General features: G+C 41.6%; 17 protein-coding genes and 1 pseudogene. 6 read left to right on the top strand and 12 right to left on the bottom strand.

Features of this window, described 5'->3' with window-relative positions; translation table 11 throughout:
• Window positions 1-59: 59 nt before the first annotated feature.
• From QUA58_RS19185 to tnpA, 3 genes and pseudogenes are all read right to left on the bottom strand, one after another.
• Complete coding sequence (locus QUA58_RS19185; protein ID WP_333395334.1) at window positions 60-554, bottom strand: hypothetical protein; 495 nt, start codon at window positions 552-554, stop codon at window positions 60-62.
• Window positions 555-657: 103 nt separating this feature from the next.
• Entirely contained in the window at window positions 658-1,206 is a 549-nt protein-coding gene (locus QUA58_RS19180; protein ID WP_333395332.1) for a hypothetical protein, read from the bottom strand.
• 960 nt (window positions 1,207-2,166) lie between these two features.
• Window positions 2,167-2,581, bottom strand: a pseudogene (gene tnpA / locus QUA58_RS19175) (IS200/IS605 family transposase).
• 80 nt (window positions 2,582-2,661) lie between these two features.
• Between tnpA and QUA58_RS19170 the strand changes: the two are divergent.
• Window positions 2,662-3,891, top strand: coding sequence for a transposase (locus tag QUA58_RS19170; RefSeq protein ID WP_333395331.1), 1,230 nt, complete (start codon window positions 2,662-2,664; stop codon window positions 3,889-3,891).
• 1,189 nt (window positions 3,892-5,080) lie between these two features.
• Here the strand turns inward: QUA58_RS19170 and QUA58_RS19165 are convergent.
• From QUA58_RS19165 to QUA58_RS19130, 8 genes are all read right to left on the bottom strand, one after another.
• Complete coding sequence (locus QUA58_RS19165; RefSeq protein WP_333395329.1) at window positions 5,081-6,952, bottom strand: iron uptake porin; 1,872 nt, start codon at window positions 6,950-6,952, stop codon at window positions 5,081-5,083.
• 342 nt (window positions 6,953-7,294) lie between these two features.
• Window positions 7,295-7,459: a hypothetical protein gene (locus tag QUA58_RS19160; protein ID WP_333395327.1), complete on the bottom strand. Its 165-nt coding sequence runs from the start codon at window positions 7,457-7,459 to the stop codon at window positions 7,295-7,297.
• Window positions 7,437-8,453 (bottom strand): phosphate ABC transporter substrate-binding protein PstS, encoded by a 1,017-nt coding sequence (pstS, locus tag QUA58_RS19155; RefSeq protein WP_333395325.1) that lies wholly within the window; start codon window positions 8,451-8,453, stop codon window positions 7,437-7,439. The genes QUA58_RS19160 and pstS overlap by 23 nt, the downstream gene beginning before the upstream one ends.
• Before the next feature lie 41 nt (window positions 8,454-8,494).
• Entirely contained in the window at window positions 8,495-9,277 is a 783-nt protein-coding gene (locus QUA58_RS19150) for a hypothetical protein (RefSeq protein ID WP_333395323.1), read from the bottom strand.
• 375 nt (window positions 9,278-9,652) lie between these two features.
• Entirely contained in the window at window positions 9,653-10,459 is an 807-nt protein-coding gene (locus tag QUA58_RS19145; RefSeq protein ID WP_333395321.1) for a HalD/BesD family halogenase, read from the bottom strand.
• Window positions 10,460-10,518: 59 nt separating this feature from the next.
• Window positions 10,519-11,178 (bottom strand): Coq4 family protein, encoded by a 660-nt coding sequence (locus tag QUA58_RS19140; RefSeq protein WP_333395319.1) that lies wholly within the window; start codon window positions 11,176-11,178, stop codon window positions 10,519-10,521.
• Window positions 11,179-11,200: 22 nt separating this feature from the next.
• Complete coding sequence (locus QUA58_RS19135) at window positions 11,201-12,292, bottom strand: substrate-binding domain-containing protein (RefSeq protein ID WP_333395317.1); 1,092 nt, start codon at window positions 12,290-12,292, stop codon at window positions 11,201-11,203.
• A gap of 448 nt (window positions 12,293-12,740) precedes the next feature.
• Window positions 12,741-14,231: a mechanosensitive ion channel domain-containing protein gene (locus QUA58_RS19130; RefSeq protein ID WP_333395315.1), complete on the bottom strand. Its 1,491-nt coding sequence runs from the start codon at window positions 14,229-14,231 to the stop codon at window positions 12,741-12,743.
• 623 nt (window positions 14,232-14,854) lie between these two features.
• Here QUA58_RS19130 and QUA58_RS19125 point away from each other — a divergent pair.
• The 5 genes from QUA58_RS19125 to QUA58_RS19105 all read left to right on the top strand — a co-directional run bounded on the left by QUA58_RS19125 (window position 14,855) and on the right by QUA58_RS19105 (window position 20,505).
• A complete protein-coding gene (locus QUA58_RS19125; RefSeq protein ID WP_333395314.1) occupies window positions 14,855-15,409 on the top strand; it encodes an FAD-dependent oxidoreductase in 555 nt (184 codons plus the stop codon).
• A gap of 240 nt (window positions 15,410-15,649) precedes the next feature.
• Window positions 15,650-16,981 carry a D-arabinono-1,4-lactone oxidase gene (locus QUA58_RS19120; RefSeq protein WP_333395312.1) on the top strand — a complete coding sequence of 444 codons (1,332 nt, stop codon included), beginning with the start codon at window positions 15,650-15,652 and terminating at the stop codon, window positions 16,979-16,981.
• A gap of 25 nt (window positions 16,982-17,006) precedes the next feature.
• A complete protein-coding gene (locus tag QUA58_RS19115) occupies window positions 17,007-18,155 on the top strand; it encodes an alcohol dehydrogenase catalytic domain-containing protein (protein WP_333395310.1) in 1,149 nt (382 codons plus the stop codon).
• A 156-nt stretch (window positions 18,156-18,311) separates the two neighbouring features.
• A complete protein-coding gene (locus tag QUA58_RS19110; protein WP_333395308.1) occupies window positions 18,312-19,472 on the top strand; it encodes a hypothetical protein in 1,161 nt (386 codons plus the stop codon).
• 85 nt (window positions 19,473-19,557) lie between these two features.
• On the top strand, window positions 19,558-20,505 hold the full coding sequence (locus tag QUA58_RS19105; protein WP_333395307.1) for a glycosyltransferase family 8 protein: 948 nt from the start codon (window positions 19,558-19,560) through the stop codon (window positions 20,503-20,505).
• Window positions 20,506-21,329: 824 nt separating this feature from the next.
• Here the strand turns inward: QUA58_RS19105 and QUA58_RS19100 are convergent.
• Window positions 21,330-23,951 (bottom strand): adenylate/guanylate cyclase domain-containing protein, encoded by a 2,622-nt coding sequence (locus QUA58_RS19100; protein WP_333395305.1) that lies wholly within the window; start codon window positions 23,949-23,951, stop codon window positions 21,330-21,332.
• Window positions 23,952-23,967 lie beyond the last annotated feature (16 nt).

The following is a 23,967-nucleotide window of genomic DNA, read 5'->3' as shown; positions in this document are numbered from 1 at the left end:
TTCGCTTACGCTGTGCTTATCTTAACGGGGAATTTTCCTTAAGTATTTCTGCTTAGTTCTCAACTGGGATGCTCCCCATTTTGGGTGATGGCTGTTTCGTAAGGAATCCAAGGAGATTCTTTGATAATTGTGCCATTGAGAGTGAAACGGACAAAAGAGTTAGTTGGCGGATATGCTACATCAGCAACTACTACAGTTTGTCCTGAATTAAGAACAGGAGCTCGTAGCGCAATTGTTGGTGAGTTGACCTTGACTTCAAAAGTGACTTGAGCTGTCGATCGAACTACCGGAGGCGTTGTGCCGGTGATATCTTCGACTTCAATGACGTGAACGCCAGCACTATTAATAGGAATAACTAGCCCAAATTGATATTGAGGTGCTGCCGTCGTGCCGACATTAGTTGCGGATGTATCTGTCCCAACCACTGTGCCGTTGAGTTTAAATCGAACGTCAGTATTTGTGTTACTGTCTGCGATCGCTGTTACTGCTAGAGAATAAGGCAAAGAGTTTACTTGAATACTTGGCTGATTTGGGGCGGTGATTCTAATAGCCATGATTATTTATTTAATTTGTGAATACACGAGAATTAATCTCTTCTCTGTAGTCAATACCAGAGAAGAGATTAAAAACAAGAAAGAGAAAGAACTTTGGCGCTTATCAGGTTTGAATCAGCAGAGCCTGAGCCAGGATAACTTCCGATTCCACTGATTCTCCAGCAATCATCAGAGTTGTGTAAGCATCAGGGCTTGTGTTGTCACCGTCATCGTCGTGAACCATGATGACTTTAGTATTTTGCAACTGAGTGAATGTTTGGTAAAGCTCAGTTAGATATTCAACCTGTTCGATCGGCATCAAAATGCTAAATACTGTCTCTGGTAAAACAGGCTCTTCCATCGCCAAACCTTGGGTTGCCATCCCTACTAACTCTGTCAAAGAGTTTCTGATCAAAGGTTGAAACAGCTCATCTAAAGTTTTGTATTCAATGCGTCGTGTCGCCGGAGCTTTGTAACTAGGAGCGAGGGGATTCATCGCCTTGATTGCAGCTCTCCGCATTGAAGCATCTCTGCTGAGGATTGCTGCTTCATCCAATGGCAGTTTAGCTCTTTTAATCGAAAGCGGTGAATCGCTTTCAGATTGGGGCCAGAAGTTGTAGTCAGCGAGTGTTGCCCGCAGCATTTTTGTTGCGAATCCTGCTGTTATTGTCATGGTGGTAATCGAGCTTGGTATCGATCGATAAATTATTTTTTTAGTATATCATCTCAATTTTATTTCTCTTTTTAACGGCAAAAACTTGACTTTTGTTTACAAATAAAATAGGAACAAAAATTAAAATTGACTAATGGGGTTCTGACCAGGAAACGGCAATAACAAATATAGAATCAGCAAAAAACCAGCAATCTACAGAATTATTGTTTAAAACTGTTGCTTTAGTATTTGCACTCCTTTGAGTATCAAAAAACTAGGCATTTTCAAAATTGCTTACCCATTTATCACTGTTTTTGTCACCTAAGAAAACAATTTGACCATTTTCTGTAGCGGGTCAACAAAATAGTAAGCGAAACACACAACAAACTTGAGGATAAGAAAAACCACTAGCGAACTGGTGCAACGCTATTAGTGGCGAGAAAGTGCATAAAATGTCAGGAGATAGGCTTGAATTTCTTGATTTTAAGCCTATCAAAGGAATTGACCATATAACTACTGTCAAACAGATGACTTTGACCTTCCCCACGACAAGAAGCTTTGTTAGCAGGAAGCCAATGACAGTCACCGGAAGCATTTCTTACCCGATAGAAACATTGAGGAACGATCCTCTGCGAGGGCTGCGCCAACGGAAGTTCAATTTTACCGTAGCTTGCGGAGCGCCTTGCACTGAGCCCTTCGACTACGCGGTTCCTGAGCGGAGTCGAAGGGCAGGATAAACTTCGTCGAAGGGTAGCGCCATCGCCCAACCCGGACACCAGTTGCTGCCGTAGTAGAAAAAGCAGTCCTTCGGTTCCTTAAACCATTCGATGTGATTTTTAGTTAAACAGACGGGAATCCCCACACTATATCGCTTCGATTAGTGCGGGATGAAAGGCGCGTGAGGTGACGATTCCACCCGTCAAGCAATTCAAAACTATGTTTTGAGCGGTGGGCGGGTGGATGACGAGACAAGCAAATTCTTTATTCAACGGGTCTATTTTGTCCTTCAATATACTTTTTTAATTGCTCCACAGTCACGCCATCACAGGAGACAATAAAATATCCATTCGTCCAGAAAACATCCTTCCAGTAGACTTTTTCAACTTCAGTCACAAACTCTTTCCGCAAGTACCAACTAGATACAGTTTTGAGGTTGTTTATAAGTTTGCTTGGCTCAGGAAAGCGGAGTGTACTGAAGTAGTAAATGTACGTGGTCGCGTTCACCATTGAATTCTACCAATCTTCCTTCCCACTTTTCCATGAGAGCCTTAAAAATCTCCTCAAGTCTTGTCAGCATTAAATCCGTCAGAACTTTCCGTCGATACTTGGTGGTCAACACTAAATGACACTTGAGGTCGGAAACCCCTCTGGCTTTATGGATAAAATCTTGACTCATGCCCTTGACACTAAATAACGTGTTCTGGTACATTAACACTAATTGATAGGTACTGACTACCTTCTAATATTGACTATTAAATGAGAACTTCTTACCAGTATCGATTACGTCCAACAAAGTTACAAGCCATTGAAATTGACAGATGGCTGTCAATGTTGTGTGCACAGTACAATTATTTGTTGGCTGATAGATTCAATTGGTACGAGCAAAACCGTTCTCCCATCAATGCGTGTCCGCTAGTTTGCCACTTACCTCAACTGCGCGACAACCCACAATACTACGCTCAAAAAAAGACGTTACCTCAACTCAAAAAAACTCACCCTTGGTATGCAGAGATTTACTCTCAAGTCCTTCAAGATGTAGTTAAGCGAGTCAAGGTAACTTTTGATCGTTTTCTAAAAGGTGATAGCAGTGGAAAGCGTAGCGGTAGACCTCGATTTAAACCACGCAGTCGTTATCGCACGTTTACTTATCCTCAAGTTAAAGACGGCTGCTTACAAAATAACTTAATCAACTTGCCGATGCTCGGAAAAGTTAAAGTTGTTTTACACCGTCCCATACCTGATGGATTCAAAATCAAAACCGTTTCTATTACCAAAAAAGCTGATGGGTACTATTTGACTCTCAGTTTGGAAGATTCAACAGTCCCTGATCTCAAACCAGATTTCAATCCACACAAGATTGCTGGAATTGATGTTGGGCTGAAGGAATTTTTGACAACATCAGAAGGCGAGACTGTGGCAATTCCTCAACATTACCGCAAAGCTCAAAAACGCCTGCGGGTAATTCAGAAGCGAGTCTCGCGCCGCAAAAAAGGCAGCAACCGGAGACAGAAAGCAGTTAAGCAACTGGCGAAATGTCACAAAAAAGTAGCGGATAAGCGTAAAGACTTTCATTTCAAGACTGCTAACGAGCTCTTGAAGAAATATGATGTTGTTGCGGTGGAAGACTTGAATGTCTTGGGACTTGCGCGTACAAAATTAGCTACATCTGTGTTGGATGCTGGGTGGTCAAGCTTTCTGTCGATTCTAACAAATAAAGCTGTAAATGCTGGTTTGTTGGTAATCCCAGTAAGTGCCTACAATACTTCACAAGATTGCTCTAGTTGCGGCGAAAAAGTACCGAAAAAGCTGCATGAAAGATGGCATGACTGCCCCCATTGTGGGTGTAGTCTTGACCGCGATCATAATGCAGCTATTTTAATCAGGAATAGGGCGGTGGGTCATCCCGTCATTAAAGCTCAGTCAATGTCCGAAGCAATAGCTGGAGTCGCTGAGAAGCCTACACCATACTGTACGCCTGTGGTGTAGGAGTATGTCACTTATTTTGGCTATTTTGCTGCTGAGATTTAGATGTGATTTCAGCAACAGCTTGATTGAAAGCTTCATCGGTGGGTTTTTTAATCATACCGATCGCATAAAACCATTTCTTGTTGGATATTTCGTCCCCCTCGGCAGATGGTTTTCTGGCGTTACTGAATCAAGGTATGATAAACTTATAATGCGATCGCGGACGCAGAGAATGATTTCGGCGTTGCTGATTTACGGTATGAAAGGCTAAATATGCAAATCATAGAAACCAATATTCACAACGCTTCGGGATTTTAAAATGATTTTTTTCATACCCTGATTAAGCAACGCCGCTGTGGCGCTCTCCGTGAGTGATAGAAGAGCTGATGAGAGTCTTATATTCGCAAGTGCGTGAGCAGGTCAAAAAAAAGCCAAATGGACTAGGTTGATCATGATAGACTCACTCTTCAGTTAAAAATACTTGTAATGCCAATATTGAATAATTCATGTTTTTGTTTCTACAAATCGACCAATTGTATTAAAAGATACTTAGGGGTTGATACGCTTGGGTTTCCCTTCTTTCCCCACGGAACTAAACCCAGCGTATCAGATGATTCGGGTTTGCTTTCTCGTTTTTGAGTAAAACATCGATTATTTCAGTCTAAACCTGTAAATATTCCCAAGATTACGATACTACGCTTATCACGCCTATCACCGTGAATATCTCACAGAAGAGTTAAAAAAGATTGCTCCACAAATTAGGACGACAATCAAGTTTTAACTCTCAAAAAAACCATCAAAACAAGACAAAGAAGTACAAGAAAATCCGGATTTGTACCCGTTAGAGCAAGGTGGGGAAAGAGAACGGTCAAATGCTTGGGTGAAAAAATGCAAAATTTTAGTCAAGAACTTTGAGAGAACTTTGGATAATGGGACTGACAAGCTCAACCTTTGTTTTATTCGACTGATGCTTAAGAGGCTTGCACCCTATTCTTAGATGTCAAATGGGTTCTATATGCTTGCAGAGCAAGTATTATAGCTCATTTAGATCGTGTTTTTTTTAAGTACCGTTAAGCACCTAAAAAACTGTTTACAAGTTGCTGCTACTATAGTTGATAAACCTGGAATAGCCTGTAATTTGTGTAAAAAAATCGAAGCAATTTGGGTTAACTTCATACCTATTGCACTTATCATACACTTCTAGTTTTAATTAAAACGTAAAAGTAGTTCGGAATAAGCCAATCCAAATACTATCATTAGCTGCATTATGCTCAGGATTAGTAATCAACAAAACTCCCGGAGTAAGAAAGATGTTGTTAGTAAGTGGATAACGATAAGATAGCTCAAAGTGCAGCGAACTATCGCGGTCTAAGCGAGAAGAAACATCATTAGTTGTAACCTTCGGGGGCATCCCAAAGACAAAATTTAACTGACTCCCTAACTTACCCAAATCAGGCACTACCGCAGTAACTGCCCAACTCCAGATATCGGCACTAGATCCCTGTGAACCATCTAAACCATTAACACGAGGCGAAGACTCAGCCCTAGCATTAAAATAGCTAACCCAAGCGCCTAAAATCAACTTATTGCTCAACTTATAAGTAGATTGTAAGCCAAAAGCGTTAGAAGAAGTCGCCGTATTTTCTCCAAAAGGCAACTGAGCAAATCTACTGCCCTTACCCCCAGTTACATTAACACTTGAACCCAAAGCGTAGTAACGACCGTAGGTAAAAGCGATCGCTAACCGATTAGATGGAGTATAAGTTAACTGAGTTAAAGCAGTATATTGACCGCCAAACAGTCCCTCAACGGGATTGCTACCACTCGTAGTTAAATAACTGACACCAGCGGCAATTTTATCAGTAAAATTATAATAAACTACAGCACCCGTACCAAAAGCAAACGAATAGATAGGACTTTCAGCACCAAAATTAGAAATAGAAGAAACAGGATTAAGGGCCGGAAAAATGCGAGTCGGAAAATCTGCAAGAGGTGCGATCGCTACTTTACCGCGTTTACCTATAGGAAACTCATAAAACAACGAGCCTAGCCTAACATTATTGGTAGTGTCAACAGCACCAATCAAGCGAGTCATATCTGTTCCAGTAACACTACTACCAAAATTGCTGACATTTCCAGCTCGAATGCTAGTGCGTAATCGATCTCGACCTGTAAAACTGGTATCAAAGTTGAGATTTACCCGCGCTGATAAGGTGAGATTTTCATTCAAGTCGTCTGTGGGATTTTCCCCAGAATAAACAGCTTTCCGATCTCCAAAAGCACTAATTAAATTAAAATCTACTGTCCCCCGGAGCACTGTAGTAGTGCTAAACTGATTATCGTTGAGAGAGACTACTCGCTGTTCTAAATTATCTATTTTAGCGGTGAGGGTTTTCAGTTCTGTCGCAAAGTCTGCTTGTAGCCTTTGTACAACTGCCAACTCTTCTTTATTGGGGAATGTATTGCTCAAGCTATAAATTATACGTCCAACTTTAATCAAGCAAGTATTCAAGGCCGCAGCAAATTCATAACGGGTTATAGCACGATTACCCTCGAAAGTACCTTTGCCAGAACCAGCAACGCAACGATATTTTTCTACCAAGCTTCGCAGCGCTTCATAAGCCCAATCCCCAGGACTAACATCTCGCAAGTCTGTGACACTGGTAACTTCCTCCATAGCATCTGGTGGTTGGCTATATAGTTGGGGCGGTTGTAATTGGTTAGTAGGAATTTTTGGGACTTGAGGTTCATCACCCGCGTTAACTGAGGGCAACCTATTACCAGAAGATACTTGGTTTTCCAATGTGCTAGAAATCACCTTTGAATTACTCAATAATTCTTCCCAATACTTCTCGGATAAGCCTCGATCTCCCCTAACCTCTTCACCTTCGATCGGGTTTAAGGAGGGGGGGACATAGCCCTCCTCCTTTTCAAGAGGAGTTGGGGGGATATTCGAGGGTTCAATATTACTAATCGACAAGTCTTGGGATTCTTCCCCAAAATTATTTGAGTTGAACGTTGTTACAGATGATGGACGCAGAAATTCGTTAGTCGTGTTAGTTTCATCAGTTGATGTAACCATAATACCTGAAGTGTCTCCCAATCTAATAACTTGCTCATTAGCCTCATTCTTCTCTGACAAGTTGGCAGTTGTAGTTATTTGAAAGTCGGGTAATGGAATATCGGCAAAATTTGCTTGCCCCAAGACAGGGGGTAATATTAACAAGTTACAACCCAGTATTAATGAGCTTAGCGACAACGGCAGACTCAATTTGCTCATAATTTTTCTTTCCGATCGTACATACAATGAATAACAAACCTTTTTATCTCCGAAGGCCGGAGGCAGAAGGAAAACTGCCCTCTGTTTCCTGCCACATCGGAGGGAGCAAGGGTTTAAGACCGAAGGCAGGAGAAGTCGAATCCCCTACTGAGAAAGCTCCTCCTGCCTCTTGGGGAGCATCTCATATTTGTAAAAACCCTTGTTCTGGCTCCTTCCTTCTTCCTCTATCCTCCTTCCTTCTGCCTCTTCCCTTCTGCCTCCTGCCTCCTGCCTCCTGCCTTCTTCATTAAGGACGAACTCTAAATTCATTATTGGCAGTTTTAATCACTTTATTAGCTACATCTTCGGGAATTTTCGTGTACCCCGATTCTCGATTAAAGGCTTGACCTTTAGTTAGAATCCATGTCAACAAGTTCTTATTAGCTTGGACAAGAGTTTCGTTGGGATACTTTTCATAAAATAGTAGCCAACTCAAACTAACCAAGGGGTAGCCATCTTCTGGGTCATCAATATCTTCCGTCGTGAAGTCATCGTTAAACTTGATATTAGCTAGGGCTTTTTCAGTCTCTGCCAAAGTCGGTTCCACGTAACGACCAGCCCGATTTTCAATCCTAGCTATAGCCAGATTATTCTTACGAGCAAAGCTTGTTTGAACATAGCCGATCGCACCATCAATCCTTCGTACTTCTCCAGCCACTGCACTATCTTGAGGAAGGGCAGCGAAAACCTGAAATCCCCAATTAGGTTCCCGCGCCGCTTCTATCTTTCCACCCGTAATTTTTCGCAAGTATTTAGTGAGAGTCAAGGTAGTACCGCTACTATCGGATTGAACTACAACTTGAATCTTTTTGTTAGGAAAACGGGAATCAACTTGGTTCCAATTTGCAATTTTACCTGTAAATATTTGTGCCAGTTGCTCGCGAGATAACTTGACATCGGCTGTCACATCTTCAAGGTTGTAAACAATAGCTATTGCCCCTCCTCCTGTCGGTACCATTAGCAACCCATCTTCCATCTTATTTTTCTCAATTGGGGTAGGAATTAAAGTAGTACCTCCGAAGTCCAGTGTTTTATTGATGAACAACCGAATGCCACCTCCACTGCCAATGGAACTATAGTTGAACTTGACGCCTGTTTCCCGTTCGTATTCGGCGCTATAACGCTGATAAAGAGGTTCGGAAAAAGAAGCACCAGCACCCTTAAGTAATTGAGCAAAAGCAGCATTAGTAGTGAAAGCAATTGTTGTTGCAGTTAGTGTGGCAGCGACAATTCTCTGCCAATTACCGATCGTAAATGTCTTCATGGATCTGTGCCACCAAATTGCATATTTTGACTGTTGATGTGCTAAATATTAATTTTTTTGCGGTAAATGACGACTTTATTACCATCAGCAGCAATTTCTAACCAAAAATCCCGAATGACAAATTGATAGAAAAATTCGCCAAGACGGGTACTCCGCCAAGTGCTGATAAGTGGGTCATTTGGTGCCCATTTTTTGAAAGCTTTTAGAGCAATTTCAGGGACTCCACTGGACTCTATTTGCTCGTCAACTTGAATAAGAGTGCCACTGGGAGTAACTTGTACTTCAACCTCAAAACCTTGTTGGTTTTTACCTCTGAGTATGTATATTAACGAACCATCTGACTTCAGTTCAATTCTGGCTTGGCTAAATGCAGCATTTGTCGCTGTCTTTGCTGAAGACATTGCTGGAAGTGCTACTTCTTCCAGGGGGATTTTTCGGACTATTCCTCCTAGATTTTGGGCGATTAATGAAACAGGCAGGAGGCAGGAGGCAGGAGGCAGGAGGCAGGAAGCTTTATGAGCTTTCTTAGTAGGGGATTCAACCCCCACTGAGAGAGAAGCCACTAAACGAGAGTTCAGTGAGGTTCCTAAACCCTTGCTCCCTAGAAGTCGCGCAGGAATTTCTACAATGCGTTTTCCTCCTGCCTCCTGCCAAGAGCCTTCTGCTTTCGGAGATGAACTTCCACGGTCAGTGAAAGACTGAGCCTGAGCATCACCGAAATAAACAGAGGTGGTGAGCATGGCTACTCCTGTAATTGTCAACAATTTCCGCCAAGTAGTTGTGTAGAGAGTCATCAGTTTTTGAATGTGTTGGTTGTTGTTCATTATTTTTTAAACTGCAAAAATCCTCGGCAACTCCGTTCTTCTCTCCAGCATTAACCCAGTCAAGTAACCTCTGTTTCGTTACTCTGACGAGATGTTTATATAATGTATTTGCTAAATACCTTAATCTTTATTTTCCAATAAGTAAAGTCGGAAAAGTAGGAAGATTCTTCAGGAAAACTCTACACAGCAACTCGATCTGAGCTATCAGTTGCCAAAACTGCTCTCGATACCAACCCCTCTCTCCCTGTCATCGCTACACCCAAGGAAGTAAAGTAGGAAAAGTAGGAATATTAGGACAAATATATCTACTTTGCCTGCGATCTAAGTTGTGTAAAATCGAAGGAAATTTTGTTAACTTCATACCGATTGCATTTATTATTCATTTCTTCCAAAGTACAACTGTCTGGTGTATTCGTTTAGTTGAAAATTGGGATGGCGATTGAAGGACATGGTAGCGCTGATGCGAGGGATAGTGCCTTCTACAGGAGTCACGCGATGCATGGAAAGCTTTCCTGAGTGCAATACAAAGACACCAGGAATGGTGGGAAGGTCTTTAGTGAGAGAATGCCTGTCTCCTCTGATAATCCTTGCAAGTGCTTCTGTATCCTCTTCTACTTCCGAACGGGAGCAAGGTACATACTCTAGCACTCCTCCATTCTGTGGAGCCAAGATGTGGAGGACGATAGTGTATTCTGACACATCGAAGTGCCAGTCTTGCTCGTCATTGTTGTGGTGAATATGCACTGTCATTGCTCCAAGTTTGTCTGCGGATCTGTAGACTTCTTGACCAACTACAGATGAGACAAAAGCTACAAGAGGATTCCACTGAAACAATTCCTTTAGTGGAGAATCTGAAGATATTCGATCGTATGCTAGGGTACGTTTAGTATATATCTTTTGAAGATAACTTGGGTGGTCTGGAGGAATATCCCGTACATTCTGAGTACCTAAAAACACGTTATTAGATCCCGTAAAACAGAAGCTCTTGGTGACATCATCCGACTGTGTTTCAGATGCGATCTGGTTGACAATTTCTGGACGCAAGAAGTCGTTGAGGACAGTTAAACTATTACTATTGAATTCCTGACGCGCTTTTTCGAGCAATATCTTTCCCGCTTCACTCTCTAAATCGTGGATTGGATATTTATCAAGATTGATAATTTTTGAAATTTTTGAGGACATTTTACTTAGCTCCATTTGTCGAACTTGGTCTGAAAAGCTTCTAATACCATACCACACAATTAGCCAATTATTCCTAATCTATTTCTCAGCGTTTCCATATCTTCAAGCCACATATCTTCCCATCTTAAACCTAATATTTTTTCAGCATTTTGTCCCATTTGAAAACCTTTTGTTAGGTTTTGTAAATAGATTTGGCAGTCAAAAATTTTATCGTCAAACAGAATATGAGACATTCTCGCTATCAGCAGATAATATATATTGGCGATCGTCGCTTGACCGAGATAAAATCCTTCTATACCGATTTCTCCCAAGTTATTCGTTTTAAATCCCGTAATTACGTGAATAATATCGTGAGTTTGTCTGATTCTTCCGAAAAAAAAATGATATTTATCATGCTCTTGCTGAGAAATAAAAGGAAAATTTTCTAAGTTATTACGAGCCATATGTTCTGCGTAAATATAGCCGAGAGTGTTGGTTGGCATCTTAATTAATTCTTCAAGAGGATGCACGGGATTATAATTCTCTTGAAATAGCTCTTCTAAACCAGGGATATTATCGTATATGAGTTGTTCCGCTTTCTCTTTATTTCTTTCAATGATAGTATCTCGGACTGACTCAGATATTCCAAGAATATTGTTTAGTGAGCAGGGATTGACTGCTAAACCAATCATCTTGACTAAAATATCGGTAAATTCTGAACCAGTATAACCATTATGCATCTGCCTTTTCCTCAATCGTTAACTATTGATTACCCTTCACTTGTAAAAACTTAGCTTTTGATTCATCCAATACCGTTGGTTTAACTGGGAAGTAGCCCAAACTAGAAATTTCTTCGTTCACATAAGTCAAGTAATAGTTAACAAATCCTGCTACTTCTGAGCGTTGCCGAATGGCTTTGGCATCCGCATAAATATACAGCGGACGAGTGATCGGATATGTTGACAGAAAAGGGTCTACTCTATCAATAGCGATCGCCCTCACTTTGTCGCGGTTTTGTTGATAGGAGGCATACTCTAAAAAGCCAATCATATAGGGATTAATTAAAGCTTCTGAGTGCAACTGCTCTACAAAGTCATAAAATACTGTATTGGGAGCATTAGTAAGTTGGCTAACGTTCCCTTGGAAAATAGCTTGGGAAAGCAGGTCAACAGACCCGCCAGTAGTAGCCCCCGCTGGGACAATGCGTTTAATCAGCTCTTTTGGCCATTTGGGATTGACATCTGACCAATTTTGAACAGTGAATACTTTTGCCAGTTCGTCGCGGGTCAGACTGTTTGGGAGGAAACTATTCTGAGAACTGACTACAATGGTCACAGCATCGGTGGCTATTTGAAAATTGATCGGCTCAACACCTGATTTGGCACAGGCTGCTAACTCCTGACTGGTAATCGGGCGAACTGCATTGACAATATCTACCTTTTTATCCTCGCAAAATAGCTTGAAGCCTACCTGAGTATCAATACCAGCGAGATTAATCTTGCTGGGATACCCGTCTTGGATAAAGCGTTGAGCAATAGCCTGACTAATGGGCAAAACTACCTGACTTCCCGATATCGCTAGTGTTCCCTCTAGTTCCAGGGGATTGACTTGGGGTAATACAATCCCCTGTTTAGCTGAGTCTTGATTTGAGGGTGATTTAACTAATTTCCCCTCGACTTTCTGAATACCCAAGTTTTCTTTGGAAGCTTGATCCGCACTAGCTCGATCGTCAATATTTGCTTGTGAGGTTTTGGATTGACCAGCGCAGGCTGTTAATACTAAAACTATGTTGAGCAAAAATAAGTAATTTATGTAGTTTTTTGCTCTACTTGTCCTCATCTTGATTGATGACATATATGGGAACTACCCAGGTAGTTAGGAGGGAAATTAAAAAAAATCGGAAATCTGTTAGTGGGTTTATAGTCTCCTTTTCGGGAGAACATAGTGTTTACTTGACCTGAAGGTCGCGTATTTATTTGAAGTAAAATTTAAACTTTACCAATAAACAAAATCTACACTATTTAACCGAAAAAGTCAAGCCTAAAACTACCAAATAAATAACTATTTTTAGCGCTAATTTCAGAATAGCAAGAGGCAGGAGGCAGAAGCTAGGAGGCAGGAAACAGAAGTAATAAGAGCTACCTGTTTGTGCGATCGCTCGTGTCCGGCATCCCCTTAGCGGTTGCTATAATTTTATCAAAATTCATGGTTAAAAACTCCGCTTTCAGGGCGGAATGTTTTTGTAAATCCATCCGAAAAACCTCACGCTTCAACTGTCAACTGTCAACTGTCAACTGTTTAACTATCTTCTCACTGGTATTCGGCTACCATTGTTATTGCTCGGTGGCTTCACATCCTCCTTAATTCCTTTGGCAACTAGAACCATTTTTTTGCGTTCTTCGATATATTGGAGAAATTCTGAGGCAAATTTGTGGTTAGATTCAATTGCTTCGACAATCTTTTCGGCGGGAATGACTACAACCTCAACATCTGCCTTGGTGATCGCTGTTACTGGACTTACCTCTCCTGGAAAAATAGCCATTTCACCAAAGGCTTCGTTAAGTTCCAGCTCGTCCACTACCTTGCGATCGCCTTTTTCATCTTTTAGGTAAGCCTCTCCCGTCCCCTTGAACATAAGATAAAGTCCCTCGTCTTCTTTGCCTTCCTGAATAATTAGCTCACCTTGGCCATAGCTTTTAAATCTAGCTCGTTGGGCCAATTTTTCAATCTGATTGTCATTGAGCGTTAGGAAATATGGGAGCGATCGCAAATAAGTTATTAATTCCTCTTGGCGGTTCTCGATTGCTTGGGGAATCTGGCTTGGTATTCCTTGTTTAGCATCCACATCGTACTGCACTGCGATCGGATAGGGAACCGTAAAACCATAACGTTGGGTTAGATAATAAAGTCGGGATTTGAGTTGTGCAGCAACGCCAATAGCTTTTTCAGGTATTACTGGATACCAAAGGTTGTAATTGATACTGAAATCTCCATAGGAATCAACTATAGCCATACCTTCCCCTTCGATCAGATCTATGCCCTCCACCAAGCTATTTAGTGCTGGAATCACTTCATTAGGAGCGTCGTCATAAGAAAAGCTGGCGGAAATATTTTTCCAAATTGCTCCCTGACCGTAATTGATAATGCTTGCCTTCGACAACACTCCATTGGGAACGTTGAATGTCTTGCCAGGAGATGCAATAGTAATCGACCACCAATTTTGTTCGAGTACCCGCCCCTGGTTTCCGTTGAACTCAATCCAGTCACCCGTTCTGAATGGTTTGGCAAATAGCAGCAGCAATCCTGATACCAAATTGCTGAGGGTATCTTGCAGCGCTAGGGCAATTACCGCTGAAGCTATCCCCACACTGGATCCCAAGCCACTCAAGCTGATATTCCAAACTCCATTGAGAATGTGATAGCCAATGGCTAAGATTACTACAGCCCTAGCTACCTGAAAGAACAGGTTAGGGACATGAATTTGCCATTTGATAGTTTCTTTTTTTGTAGTCAGTAGGGCGTTGACTAAAGAAAGTCCCGCTACAATCACGGCAACCCAAGTTAACGTTTCCACAAAACGTGCCCAGGAATCTTTGCCAGCGACGTTCAAAAGCTGCCGCATTACCAATAGCACGGCTAGCGGTGGTAACAGATACTCGCGCACCTGACGCAGACCAACTGCTAAGGGGTGTTGTTCGCGTTCCAATCTTGAAGCAGCTTCACCAAGCAGTATGCCAAACAAGGGGAATCCCAATCCTAAAAGCAATAGCCATCCCAGAAGTGATTTATCCATGATTGTTTTTTAACGAACGATACACAGTGATTAGTAACTATTTTTCAGCAGCTTTCGATTAGTTAGAATTTGGCTTTACTGAATATTAAGGGTTATTAGTCACGCCCTCTCATCGGCGGATTGTTTTTAGAACTGGGCGGAGGGTTAAATTTCCGTATTAAACATCTCGCTCTCAACTGTCAAGTGTCAAGTGTCTACTGTTTAAATGCTTATTTTTCCCAGCTCAACTTCTGCTACTTATTTCCTAATTTTGCTCAGGAATATGTAAACTTCTTTCCATGCTTTTCGCACGGGCGTAGTAAACTTTTCGCCCAGACCTTGCTGGATTTATATTGGTTACTTATCTATATCAGGTTAAGTTGTTTAAGTCAAGCTATTTTCAAGTTTTTTGCAGGTAAATTATTCTGTGAGGCCAAGTAGGAAAAGTAGGAAAAGTAGGAAAAGTAGGAACCTAGTATATTTGTTAGACGATCGGGATTAATAGCCTTGACAAAGGCTTGCAAAAAAACCTAATCTTGATCGAGATGTTGGTTAAAGGAACTAGAAATGTTACGCAGAATAAAAATGGCAAAAAACAAATGACTTTACAGGACAACGATACCAGTCACCTCTGATTCGATGCTGTGGTTGTTGGCGGTGGGATTATTGGTAAATCCATCGCCTTTGAACTAGCCCGTTCCGGTTTGAAGGTTGTGCTGATCTATCCCCAACAGCAGAATAGTGATGGAGCCTCGCTGGCTAGTGGTGCTATGTTGGGCGCATACGGCGAGATTACTGCCGACCAAGAGACTCTCGAAGAACAGCTTGAACTGGAGTTTCGGATCAAAGCGCAGAAGATTTACCCAGAGTGGCTCGATAGCGTGAGGGAGGCATCGGCGCAAGAGATATTTACCACAGAAAGGACATTTATTATCGGTAACAGTGCAGGCGATCGCGATCGCGCCAACCTCAAGCGCATCAAAGCCCAACTAGAAACCTATAATGAACCCCATGAGTGGGTCTATCCAGACGACGTTCCCGGTTTAGACGCCAACAATTCCTGTCCCGCGTACCAAGCTTTGTTTATCCCTGGTGAAGGGTCAGTTGATTCTCACAACTTACTATCAGCCCTTGAGGTGGCGATCGCACAACATCCCAAAGGGGAAGTCTTAGACGAGAGAGTTGAATCATTGCTTTGAGCTAGATAATTGGCAGGGGTTGATGCAACTTGTTGAGGATTGGGTGATTATCGCTCTCGCGGTGTTTGCTTCTAGGTAAACATGGCAGCACTTGCTGTCAAACTGTACTAGCAACTTGAGTTAAGGAATGAAAAATTAATAACTTGCACAATTAAACCCCAGAAGCCTTGATCCAAGGTAAACTATGGTAAACTATTGCTCTATTAGTCACCTTATTTATTTTTCATTCCTAATTATTTTATGAGTTCTGTAAGATACTGGGTTAATTGGGCTGGTAATGTTTCTTCTCAACCGACTTCTTATCATGAGCCAACGACTGAAGATGAAATAGTCTCTTTGGTTAAGTCTATAGCTAATGTTGGTGAGCGCATTAAGGTAGTTGGCTCTGGTCATTCATGTTCTAGAATTGCTGCTTCTAATGGAGTTCATTTAGTTTCATTAGTCAGATATAACAAAGTACTAGAAATTAAAAGTGAAGCTTGTACAGTTACCGTTCAAGCGGGTATTACCCTAAAACAAATTAATAATTTTATTGAACATCACGGATTAGTTCTTTCAAATATTGGTACTATCTCAGAACAGACAATTGCAGGGGCTATTAGTACAGGTACTCATGGAACCGGTATCAACTTTGGTGGTATTTCACAACAGGTAACGGCTCTAACTATGGTATGTGCTAATGGGGAAGTAATTTCTTTGTCAAAAGAACAAGAACCGGAATTTTTTGCAGCAGCTCTGGTAAGTTTGGGGTGTCTGGGAATTATTTCTACAGTAACTATTTCTTGTGAATCTGCTTTTAATTTACGTTGGCTGGGGAGTCCAGCTACTTTAGACTACGCACTAGAACATCTCGAAGAGTTAAATCAATCGGAACACTTTGCATTTTGGTGGTTCCCTCATACGAATTATGTTTATTTGATGAGTAGTAATCGGACAGCTCAACCGATCGATCCTCCCAAAAATGCTATTGTTATTTGGTTTAAAGACGTAATATTGGGAAATTACCTTCATGAAGTTGCTCTCTGGTTATCAGTTCATGTTCCTGGGATCGTCCCAACAATTAATCAGTGCTTTCGTTACTTGTTTTTCAGCAGTCAACGAGAGCGAATTGCTCTGAGTTACCAAATTTTTAACCTAACTATTCTACTCCGTCAGTATGTAATGGAATATGCTATTCCAATCGAAAATACTGCTACAGCTATTCGTAAGCTGCGTGATTTGATTAATGAGGCAAAATTTAAAGTTCATTTCCCTATCGAAGTTCGTTTTTCAGCCAAAGATGATGCTTGGCTGAGTCTTTCTTATGGAAGAGAAACTTGTTTCATAGGGGTTATCATCTATCGCCCTTTTGGGCAGGAGATTCCTTATGAAAATTACTTTCAGCAGGTGGATGCGCTAATGATTTCTTTGGAAGGTCGTCCTCATTGGGGAAAAATCCATTATCAGAGTACAAATCATTTCCGTAAACTGTATCCAAAGTGGGACGAATTCCTAACTATACGTAACAGTCTTGATCCAAAATCTATGTTTATCAATGACTATCTTGAAAAGATATTTTTTGATGAGGCGTAGATAATAGTATAGAATGGAAATAAGTATGAAAGCGTTAGTATTATGCAATATCAATCAGCTAGAATTGCGTGAAATATCTCGTCCTGAAGCAAAACAACATGATGTTTTGGTACGTGTTTCAGCAGTAGGACTATGCGGCACAGATTTTCACATTTTTTCTGGGCAAGCCAATTATAATATAGATCGGCGAGGAAAGGTTATTCCACTGATTGAACAGCCGCAGATTTTAGGTCACGAAATTGTTGGTGTTATTGAAACAGTAGGGAGCGAAGTTAAAGATTTACAGGTAGGCGATCATGTAATTATTGATCAGGGGTTAAACTGCATTAGCAGACGGCGAAAGCCGAATTGTGAATACTGTACCAGTGGCGATTCCCATCAATGTCAGTTTTACAAGGAACATGGGATCACTGGGTTACCAGGAGGACTAGCCGAATACATAGCGATTCCTGCTGTAAATACCATCCCTATTCCTTTTGATTTGGAAGATATTGCAGCAGCCCTGACAGAACCCCTTGGTTGTATCATTCACGCCTCAGATAGGGTTGCACGCTGTTACAAACGTTATGAAATCAACGCTGAAGATAGTAATAAACGTGTGCGGTCAATCCTAATTTTGGGTGCAGGACCAGCAGGGCTATTATTCATTCAATATCTTTACAAAGTTCTGAGATATGATGGCTTGATTTTAGTCAGCGAACCGAATCAGCGAAAGCAGGAGTTAGCTAAAAGTTTCGGTGCGGAAGTTATTGACCCCCAAACTGTTGATTTAGTCGAAGTTGTGCAAGAAAAGACTGGTGGACGGCGAGTGGAGTATTTAATTGATGCTTGCGGCGCTGGTTCCATCTTCAACTCTATTCCTGCCTTAATCCGCAAACAGGCTACCGTTTTACTGTACGGCTACGGTCATGCAGGTGTAGATTTGAGAGTGCTCAATAACTTGCAGTTTATGGAACCAACGCTGGTTGCTGCTACCGGGGCGTCAGGAGGGTTCCGTAGTGACGGACGCCCATTAATTTACGAAAGGGCACTTAGCTTCCTTGCAACAAACCACATCGATGTGACTTCCTGGATTACCCATTGTTACCAGTCCTTTGAAGCTATTCCTCAAGCCTTTACTAAGGATCACCTAGAACCGGACTATATTAAAGGAGTAGTAGCGCTGACTGGGTAAAGCTACTTCAAACTGTTCCTCGCCTCATTGAAACAGTATTGGACACTAATTGGACAGCTTTGTGTACGCTATATTAGCGTTTACCAGCTAGATTTATTGTGTAGCAAGTAATTCAGGGAAATTTTAGTACATTTGCACGGGAAAACTTCTTTCTTAATGAAAAAACAACAGCACATTCTCTTTTCATACGGTTGTCCTCCAAAACAAGGTTTTGGTAGCCCAATCATTGTTAATCGACATCTAAGGCGGCTTTCAAGCAACTGGGAAATATCTATTGTTGCACCACAACAGTCTTTTACTGGCATAAATTTTCCAGACTTTTGGCAGCCTATCCCCTTACCAATGCGTAGATGGTGGTGGCTTCCTTATTGTCCTCAAATATCCAAATTACTTGAAATTCGCTTTTGGTATTGGCAACTTGAATGTGAGAGAGTTCTATTACAAAAGCGACCAACAGCAATTGTCACCGTCCTTTACGATATTTATTCTATATTTGCTGCTTACCTTGCAAAAACGTGGCAGGTTCCTCTGTCTGTCATTATTCACGATCAAGAAGAAGTTAGGGCCAAATCTGAGGTGGAACACCATTTAATTAGAAAAAACTGGAAAAGTGTTTTGAACCAAGCTACTAAAATTTGGTCAGTATCACAAGAACTCGGTGATTTGTACAAAGCGAACAACCCTGATAAAATCAGTACTCTGATTCCAATTCCTGAGGGTAGTAATCAAAGCTTTGCCACATGGAAAGATAAATTTACAGCTTCTCCTGTCGTTGCCTACGCTGGAAATATCTATCCAAGTCAAATTTCTGATATTTATAGCATTGCCTCTACTTTACAAAAAATCAACGGCACTTTTTTACTAGTTACCCCCAAAAATAGACCTGGTGTAGTAGAGTTGCTCAATGCTTTTCCCAACATTGAGTATCAAGAACCATTTCCAAGAAATGCAGATGTCATCAGTTTTTTGAAAAATAAAGCAAGTTGCATACTAGTGCTTTATCCCTTTAATCTCTCTGAGTTTCCTTGGGGAGCTACTTCTTTTCCGAGTAAGTTAGTTGAGTTTTCTCATTTAGGTCTGCCAGTTCTTATCTTGGCACCCCCAGATACAGCTTTGGGAAGTTGGGCAACAAAGCATAACTGGTACAGCTATCTAAGTAGAATGGATGAAGAAAAACTCTTCCAAATTATCAATCAGCTTACAGAGAAAGAAAAATGGATTCAGATGGCACATCAGTCTCAAATTGTTGCTAAGAGTGAGTTCAATCCTAACCTGATCCAAGCTCAGTTTGAATCTGAAATAGCAACAGTAAGATGATCGGTCTTTGGGAAAAAAGAGTTGTTTGCGACTACGTAACATACAAGAATGATGCTCCCGTACTTGATATAACTTGAGGATAGCCATGATAGTTTCTAAAATCAATCAATCTACCAGCAATCCTTCATTCGCTTGGGTCACGCTTTGCACAACTCGATCTTACCTCCCTGGTATCCTTGTGTTAGCCCGCTCATTGCGTCAATGTCAATCGCGATACCCCTTGGTTGTAATGGTGACCCACGACCTCCTGATAGACGAAGCAGCCAGTGCGCTGACGCAAGAACCTAACATTCGCCAACGTCTTGTGTCTTCGATTCAGCCAAGTCCACAGGCACATACTGAGTATGCTTATGCAACGTTCAGCGAGGTGTGGACGAAACTTCGCTGTTGGGAACTCGTTGAATTCGCAAAACTGGTTTTCTTAGATGCAGATATGTTGGTGCTGCGTAATATGGATCATCTGTTTGAAATTGAACTAGCAGTTCCTTCAGATGAATTCGTGTTTTCTAACTCGACCTTACCAACGGAAATAAGATCAAACTTACCCTTCTTGGCTGCGGTGGATGCTTGCGTGTGTAATCCCCTTGGTCGTCCCAACTACCCATCCTGGTGGGTGCCAGAAAATTGTCGTCACAGCCATGTCACATCAGGCATAACACCGCTTGCCAACCCAGGGTACTTCAATAGTGGTCTATTTGTTTTTCACCCCAATGTTGCTATGGCAAATGACATGGTTAATAAGATACAGACCGCATCTGAAAACTTATCCCGTTATTTATTTCCAGACCAGGATTTTCTGAATGATTACTTCAAAAGCCAATGGCTCAGACTCCCTTATGTGTATAACGCTATGAAAACAATGAAAGTAGCTCATCCAGATTTATGGAATTTACAGAATATTCATAATCTTCACTATATCATTAACAAGCCCTGGAATATCGATATAAAGACTACTTCGATCAACGAGGAGCAATTCTACGATCTCTACGAGATATGGTGGGATTTTTCTGAGGGAGCGACACGCGCCCCGTAATTTAAGTGATGTAAAGGTTGAACCGAATTATGGTAAAAAAAAAGAGAGATTAGCTATTATCAACAATCTCTAGAGCAATCATAAATGATTTTCTATATCTAGAGCAATCATAAATGATTTTCTGTGTGTAAGTATATTGACGTATTTTGGGGAAATCAAATTTATGTTCTTTTGTAAAAAACTCTCTACAAAAATTTGACAATCTTAAAAGACCTACATAAATACCAATACTTTCTTAAAAAGTTTTGAGCTTGTAACCAAATATCTTCAACGGGATTCTGTTGGGGAGCATTGGGAGCAAATAAAATACAACTAATTGACCAATTATCAGGTTATTTGTCACCATTTAGTTCTAATAAAAGTCTCTAAATTCTCCATATTTATGATAACTAGCTCCCTCCCAAACCAAGATAATCTTGCGATTTTTATATTTATTTTGTAAGTATTTTATGAATTTAAATGTTGATTTTTTATTACCCGATGGATGGCTCTAAATATCGATATCGCTTTTAATTAAAGATTTTCTCATAAGCTAAAAAAGCTATTTCTTTTTCCCTATTTTTTTGTTGCAGTTGTAAGTTCTTCATTTTTTTAGGATCACACTCAAGTATTGCATATAATTGCATCATAGTCTTGATAATGATTTAGGATTGCTATAAACGAAGATAGGGATAGTTTGCATGATATCGAGCGGAAAGTACCACGAGATACAATTGAGCCACTCACGTAGGCGGGTTTCCCTACTTGAGTGAAGTGGCATCCTCCTTGCTTGAATCCCACGTTTTTAAAAGTGGGTTCCTCCTGCACTCTGCCCCCTGCCTCCTTCAAACTCCTATTTTTTCCAACTCAAGTTCTGCTGCTGCTTCCTTCATAATTTCGCTCAGGAACCTATAAGCTTCTTCCCATGCCTTTCGCACTGGCGTAGTAAAGTCTTCACCCAGTCCTTGCGCTAACGCCCACAGCAAAGCTTCGCCGACGGTATCGTAATATTCAGCCTTGACGCCAAAGCCTGCATGGCTGCGACCCAGCTTCTGGACGGGACCGATAATTTTATCGGGGTGACGCAAACCTTCGACTGCGATAGCAAGCGTAGCCATTAACTTACGTTCCTGTTCTTTCATATCCCCCTTAAACAGAGGACGAAAAGAAGGTTCTAATTCAAACAGCCGATTGTAGAAAAGTTCGGCAGCCTTCTCAGAAATAGGCTTGATTTTGGCGAAGGATGACTGAACCAAGTCCACCTGACTTGCAACCAACTTTTGGGCCGTTACTAACGTCCAACTTTCTACATTTCCTACATTTTCAATATTTACCGATGGGTTCTGCACGAATGTGTAGCTATCTGCTACCCGTTCATACACACTCTGAGTTAGCAAAATATAGTTCAACTCAGTTTGGCTATGTAAGTGGCTTGCCAAATATACGGTTTCCCCCCAGATGCTGTATCCAAATTTCTGGGTTCCGACTACTCCTGCTGTGATTGGGCCTGCATGAATGCTGATGCGTAAACCCAAAGCAAAATTACGACGACCATTTTCCCGGCGTTGGATAATGTCTAACATGGCTAGAGCAAAATCAACCGTTCGTTTGCTGTGGTCAAATCTGACTTGGGTGAGTCCACATACTGCTACGTAATCTGTACTAAGAGTGTTTTGCCGTTCTACGCCAAAATGTTCTGCCGCTTGGTCAAATTCATCAAACAGTCTGGTAAGCAGTTCTGTTACCTCTACCGGTGACATTTGCTTGCTCAACTCAGCAATACCTGCCACATGGGCATTGAGAATAGTTACTTGCTTGAGGCTGTCGGCAATTACTAACTCTCCTTCGTTTCGGCGTTGGACGATCGCACTGGGTAGGATATTATGCAAGAGAAGCTCATTTTCTTGCTTCTTGGTTTCCAGTTGCTCCTGTGTTTGGCGTAATTTGTTCGCTACCTCTTTGAACTCTGTTGCCAATTCCCCAAACTCGTCTTGGGATTTCACATCAACGTCCACATCCAGTTCACCGGCACTTAGTCTCCGGGCGCTATCAGTCAAACGACGCAGGGGAGATGTGAAAATCTTTGCAGCAATTGCCGCTAAAAATGCCGTTCCCAGTAGAAAAAGCACCGCCGCAATCAATAGAATCACCTGCAATGTGTAAAGCGGACGATAAGCTTCCCCCACCTCCATCTCTGCCAGAATCGCCCAATTTAAGCCGTTCAACTTCAAAGGAGCGTAGGAACTCAATACCTCTGCCCCGCGATAGTTGCGGTCTACCATCATGCCTTGTTTTCCTGTTAAAGCGGCTTGGGCTGCGGTCGAGTTGATTTTCTGTAAGCCAATGGTAGTGTTGAATTTCTCCATCAGTTGCAGAGTTGTCTGGTCAGTTCCCGTGTAACGAACAGTGTTTTGATATTTTTTGGGGTCTTCAACCCAAAAACGGGATGTCGAACGCATTAACGAATCCGGCCCGACTAAATAAGCTTCCCCCGTTTTCTGCAAACCGCTGCCTTCCCAATTATTACTTCTGCTAATAGCCTGGTCGATTTTTTCAATGGGAATTTGCACGGCCAAAATGCCAATCATGTTAGAACCGCTATAAATGGGCGTGGCCACGAAAGCGGCTGGAGCGTTATAAGAGGGGCGGTAAGGTTTGAAATCAGCAACCTGAATGCTACCTTGTGTAGGATTTGACTGGACTTTCTGCAGTAAATCAGTTAGTGAACTCTGGGCGTAAAAACCCTGTAGTCGATTAGTGGCAAAATCTGTCTCTTTAAAATAGGAATAGATGATATCCCCGGTTTTATGATTAATTAAAAATAAATCGTAATAACCGAATTTTTGGATAATTTCTGCAAAGATTTTTTGATATTTGGCATGAGCTTTGCTGTAATTGCTGCCATCACCAGCATCGAGTAGCTTGTTTTTTTCTCCGACTGGATTGGGATTAGAAGCAATGTAGTGATACTGGAGATAGCGAGCTGCTTGTCCGGTGGGGCGATAGACACTGGGGTTCAGTTCTTGTGGGGAGAGATTAGTTTTCAACCGAGGGAAAAATTTCTCGGTGTAGTAAGTATCCAGCGCTGTATCCCATTCGGCGGGAATAAAGTTGCGCTCCAGGTTGCGGAAACTCCCATTCAAATCCACCATCGCTTTAACAACGTTGCTGTCTGCTGCTAGCATCCCTACTTGGTTGTTCAAATTTTCAAAGTACGATTCAAACTGCTCGGCTTTGGTGCTGCTGATACCTGCAAGTTGCTCAGCGATTTTGTTTCTGAGGGTGGCTTGTGTTTGATACCAACCAATCCCACTAACTACCACTACAGAACCGAGGCTAACTCCTAGGAGCAACGCTTGCATCTTGGATTGAATTGTCCAGTCGCCGAGTAGTTTGAGATTACCCAGTTTGAGATTACCTAGGGAGCTATTACGGAATTCACGCAAGCGATTTAGCGGATTTAACATTTTTTTAGTGCTCTAC

The sequence above is a fragment of the Microcoleus sp. N9_A1 genome (assembly GCF_036701795.1).
Classification (GTDB): Bacteria; Cyanobacteriota; Cyanobacteriia; order Cyanobacteriales; family Microcoleaceae; genus Microcoleus.
The sequence above is the reverse complement of the archived record's forward strand: the minus strand, read 5'-3'. Positions and strand labels throughout refer to the sequence as shown.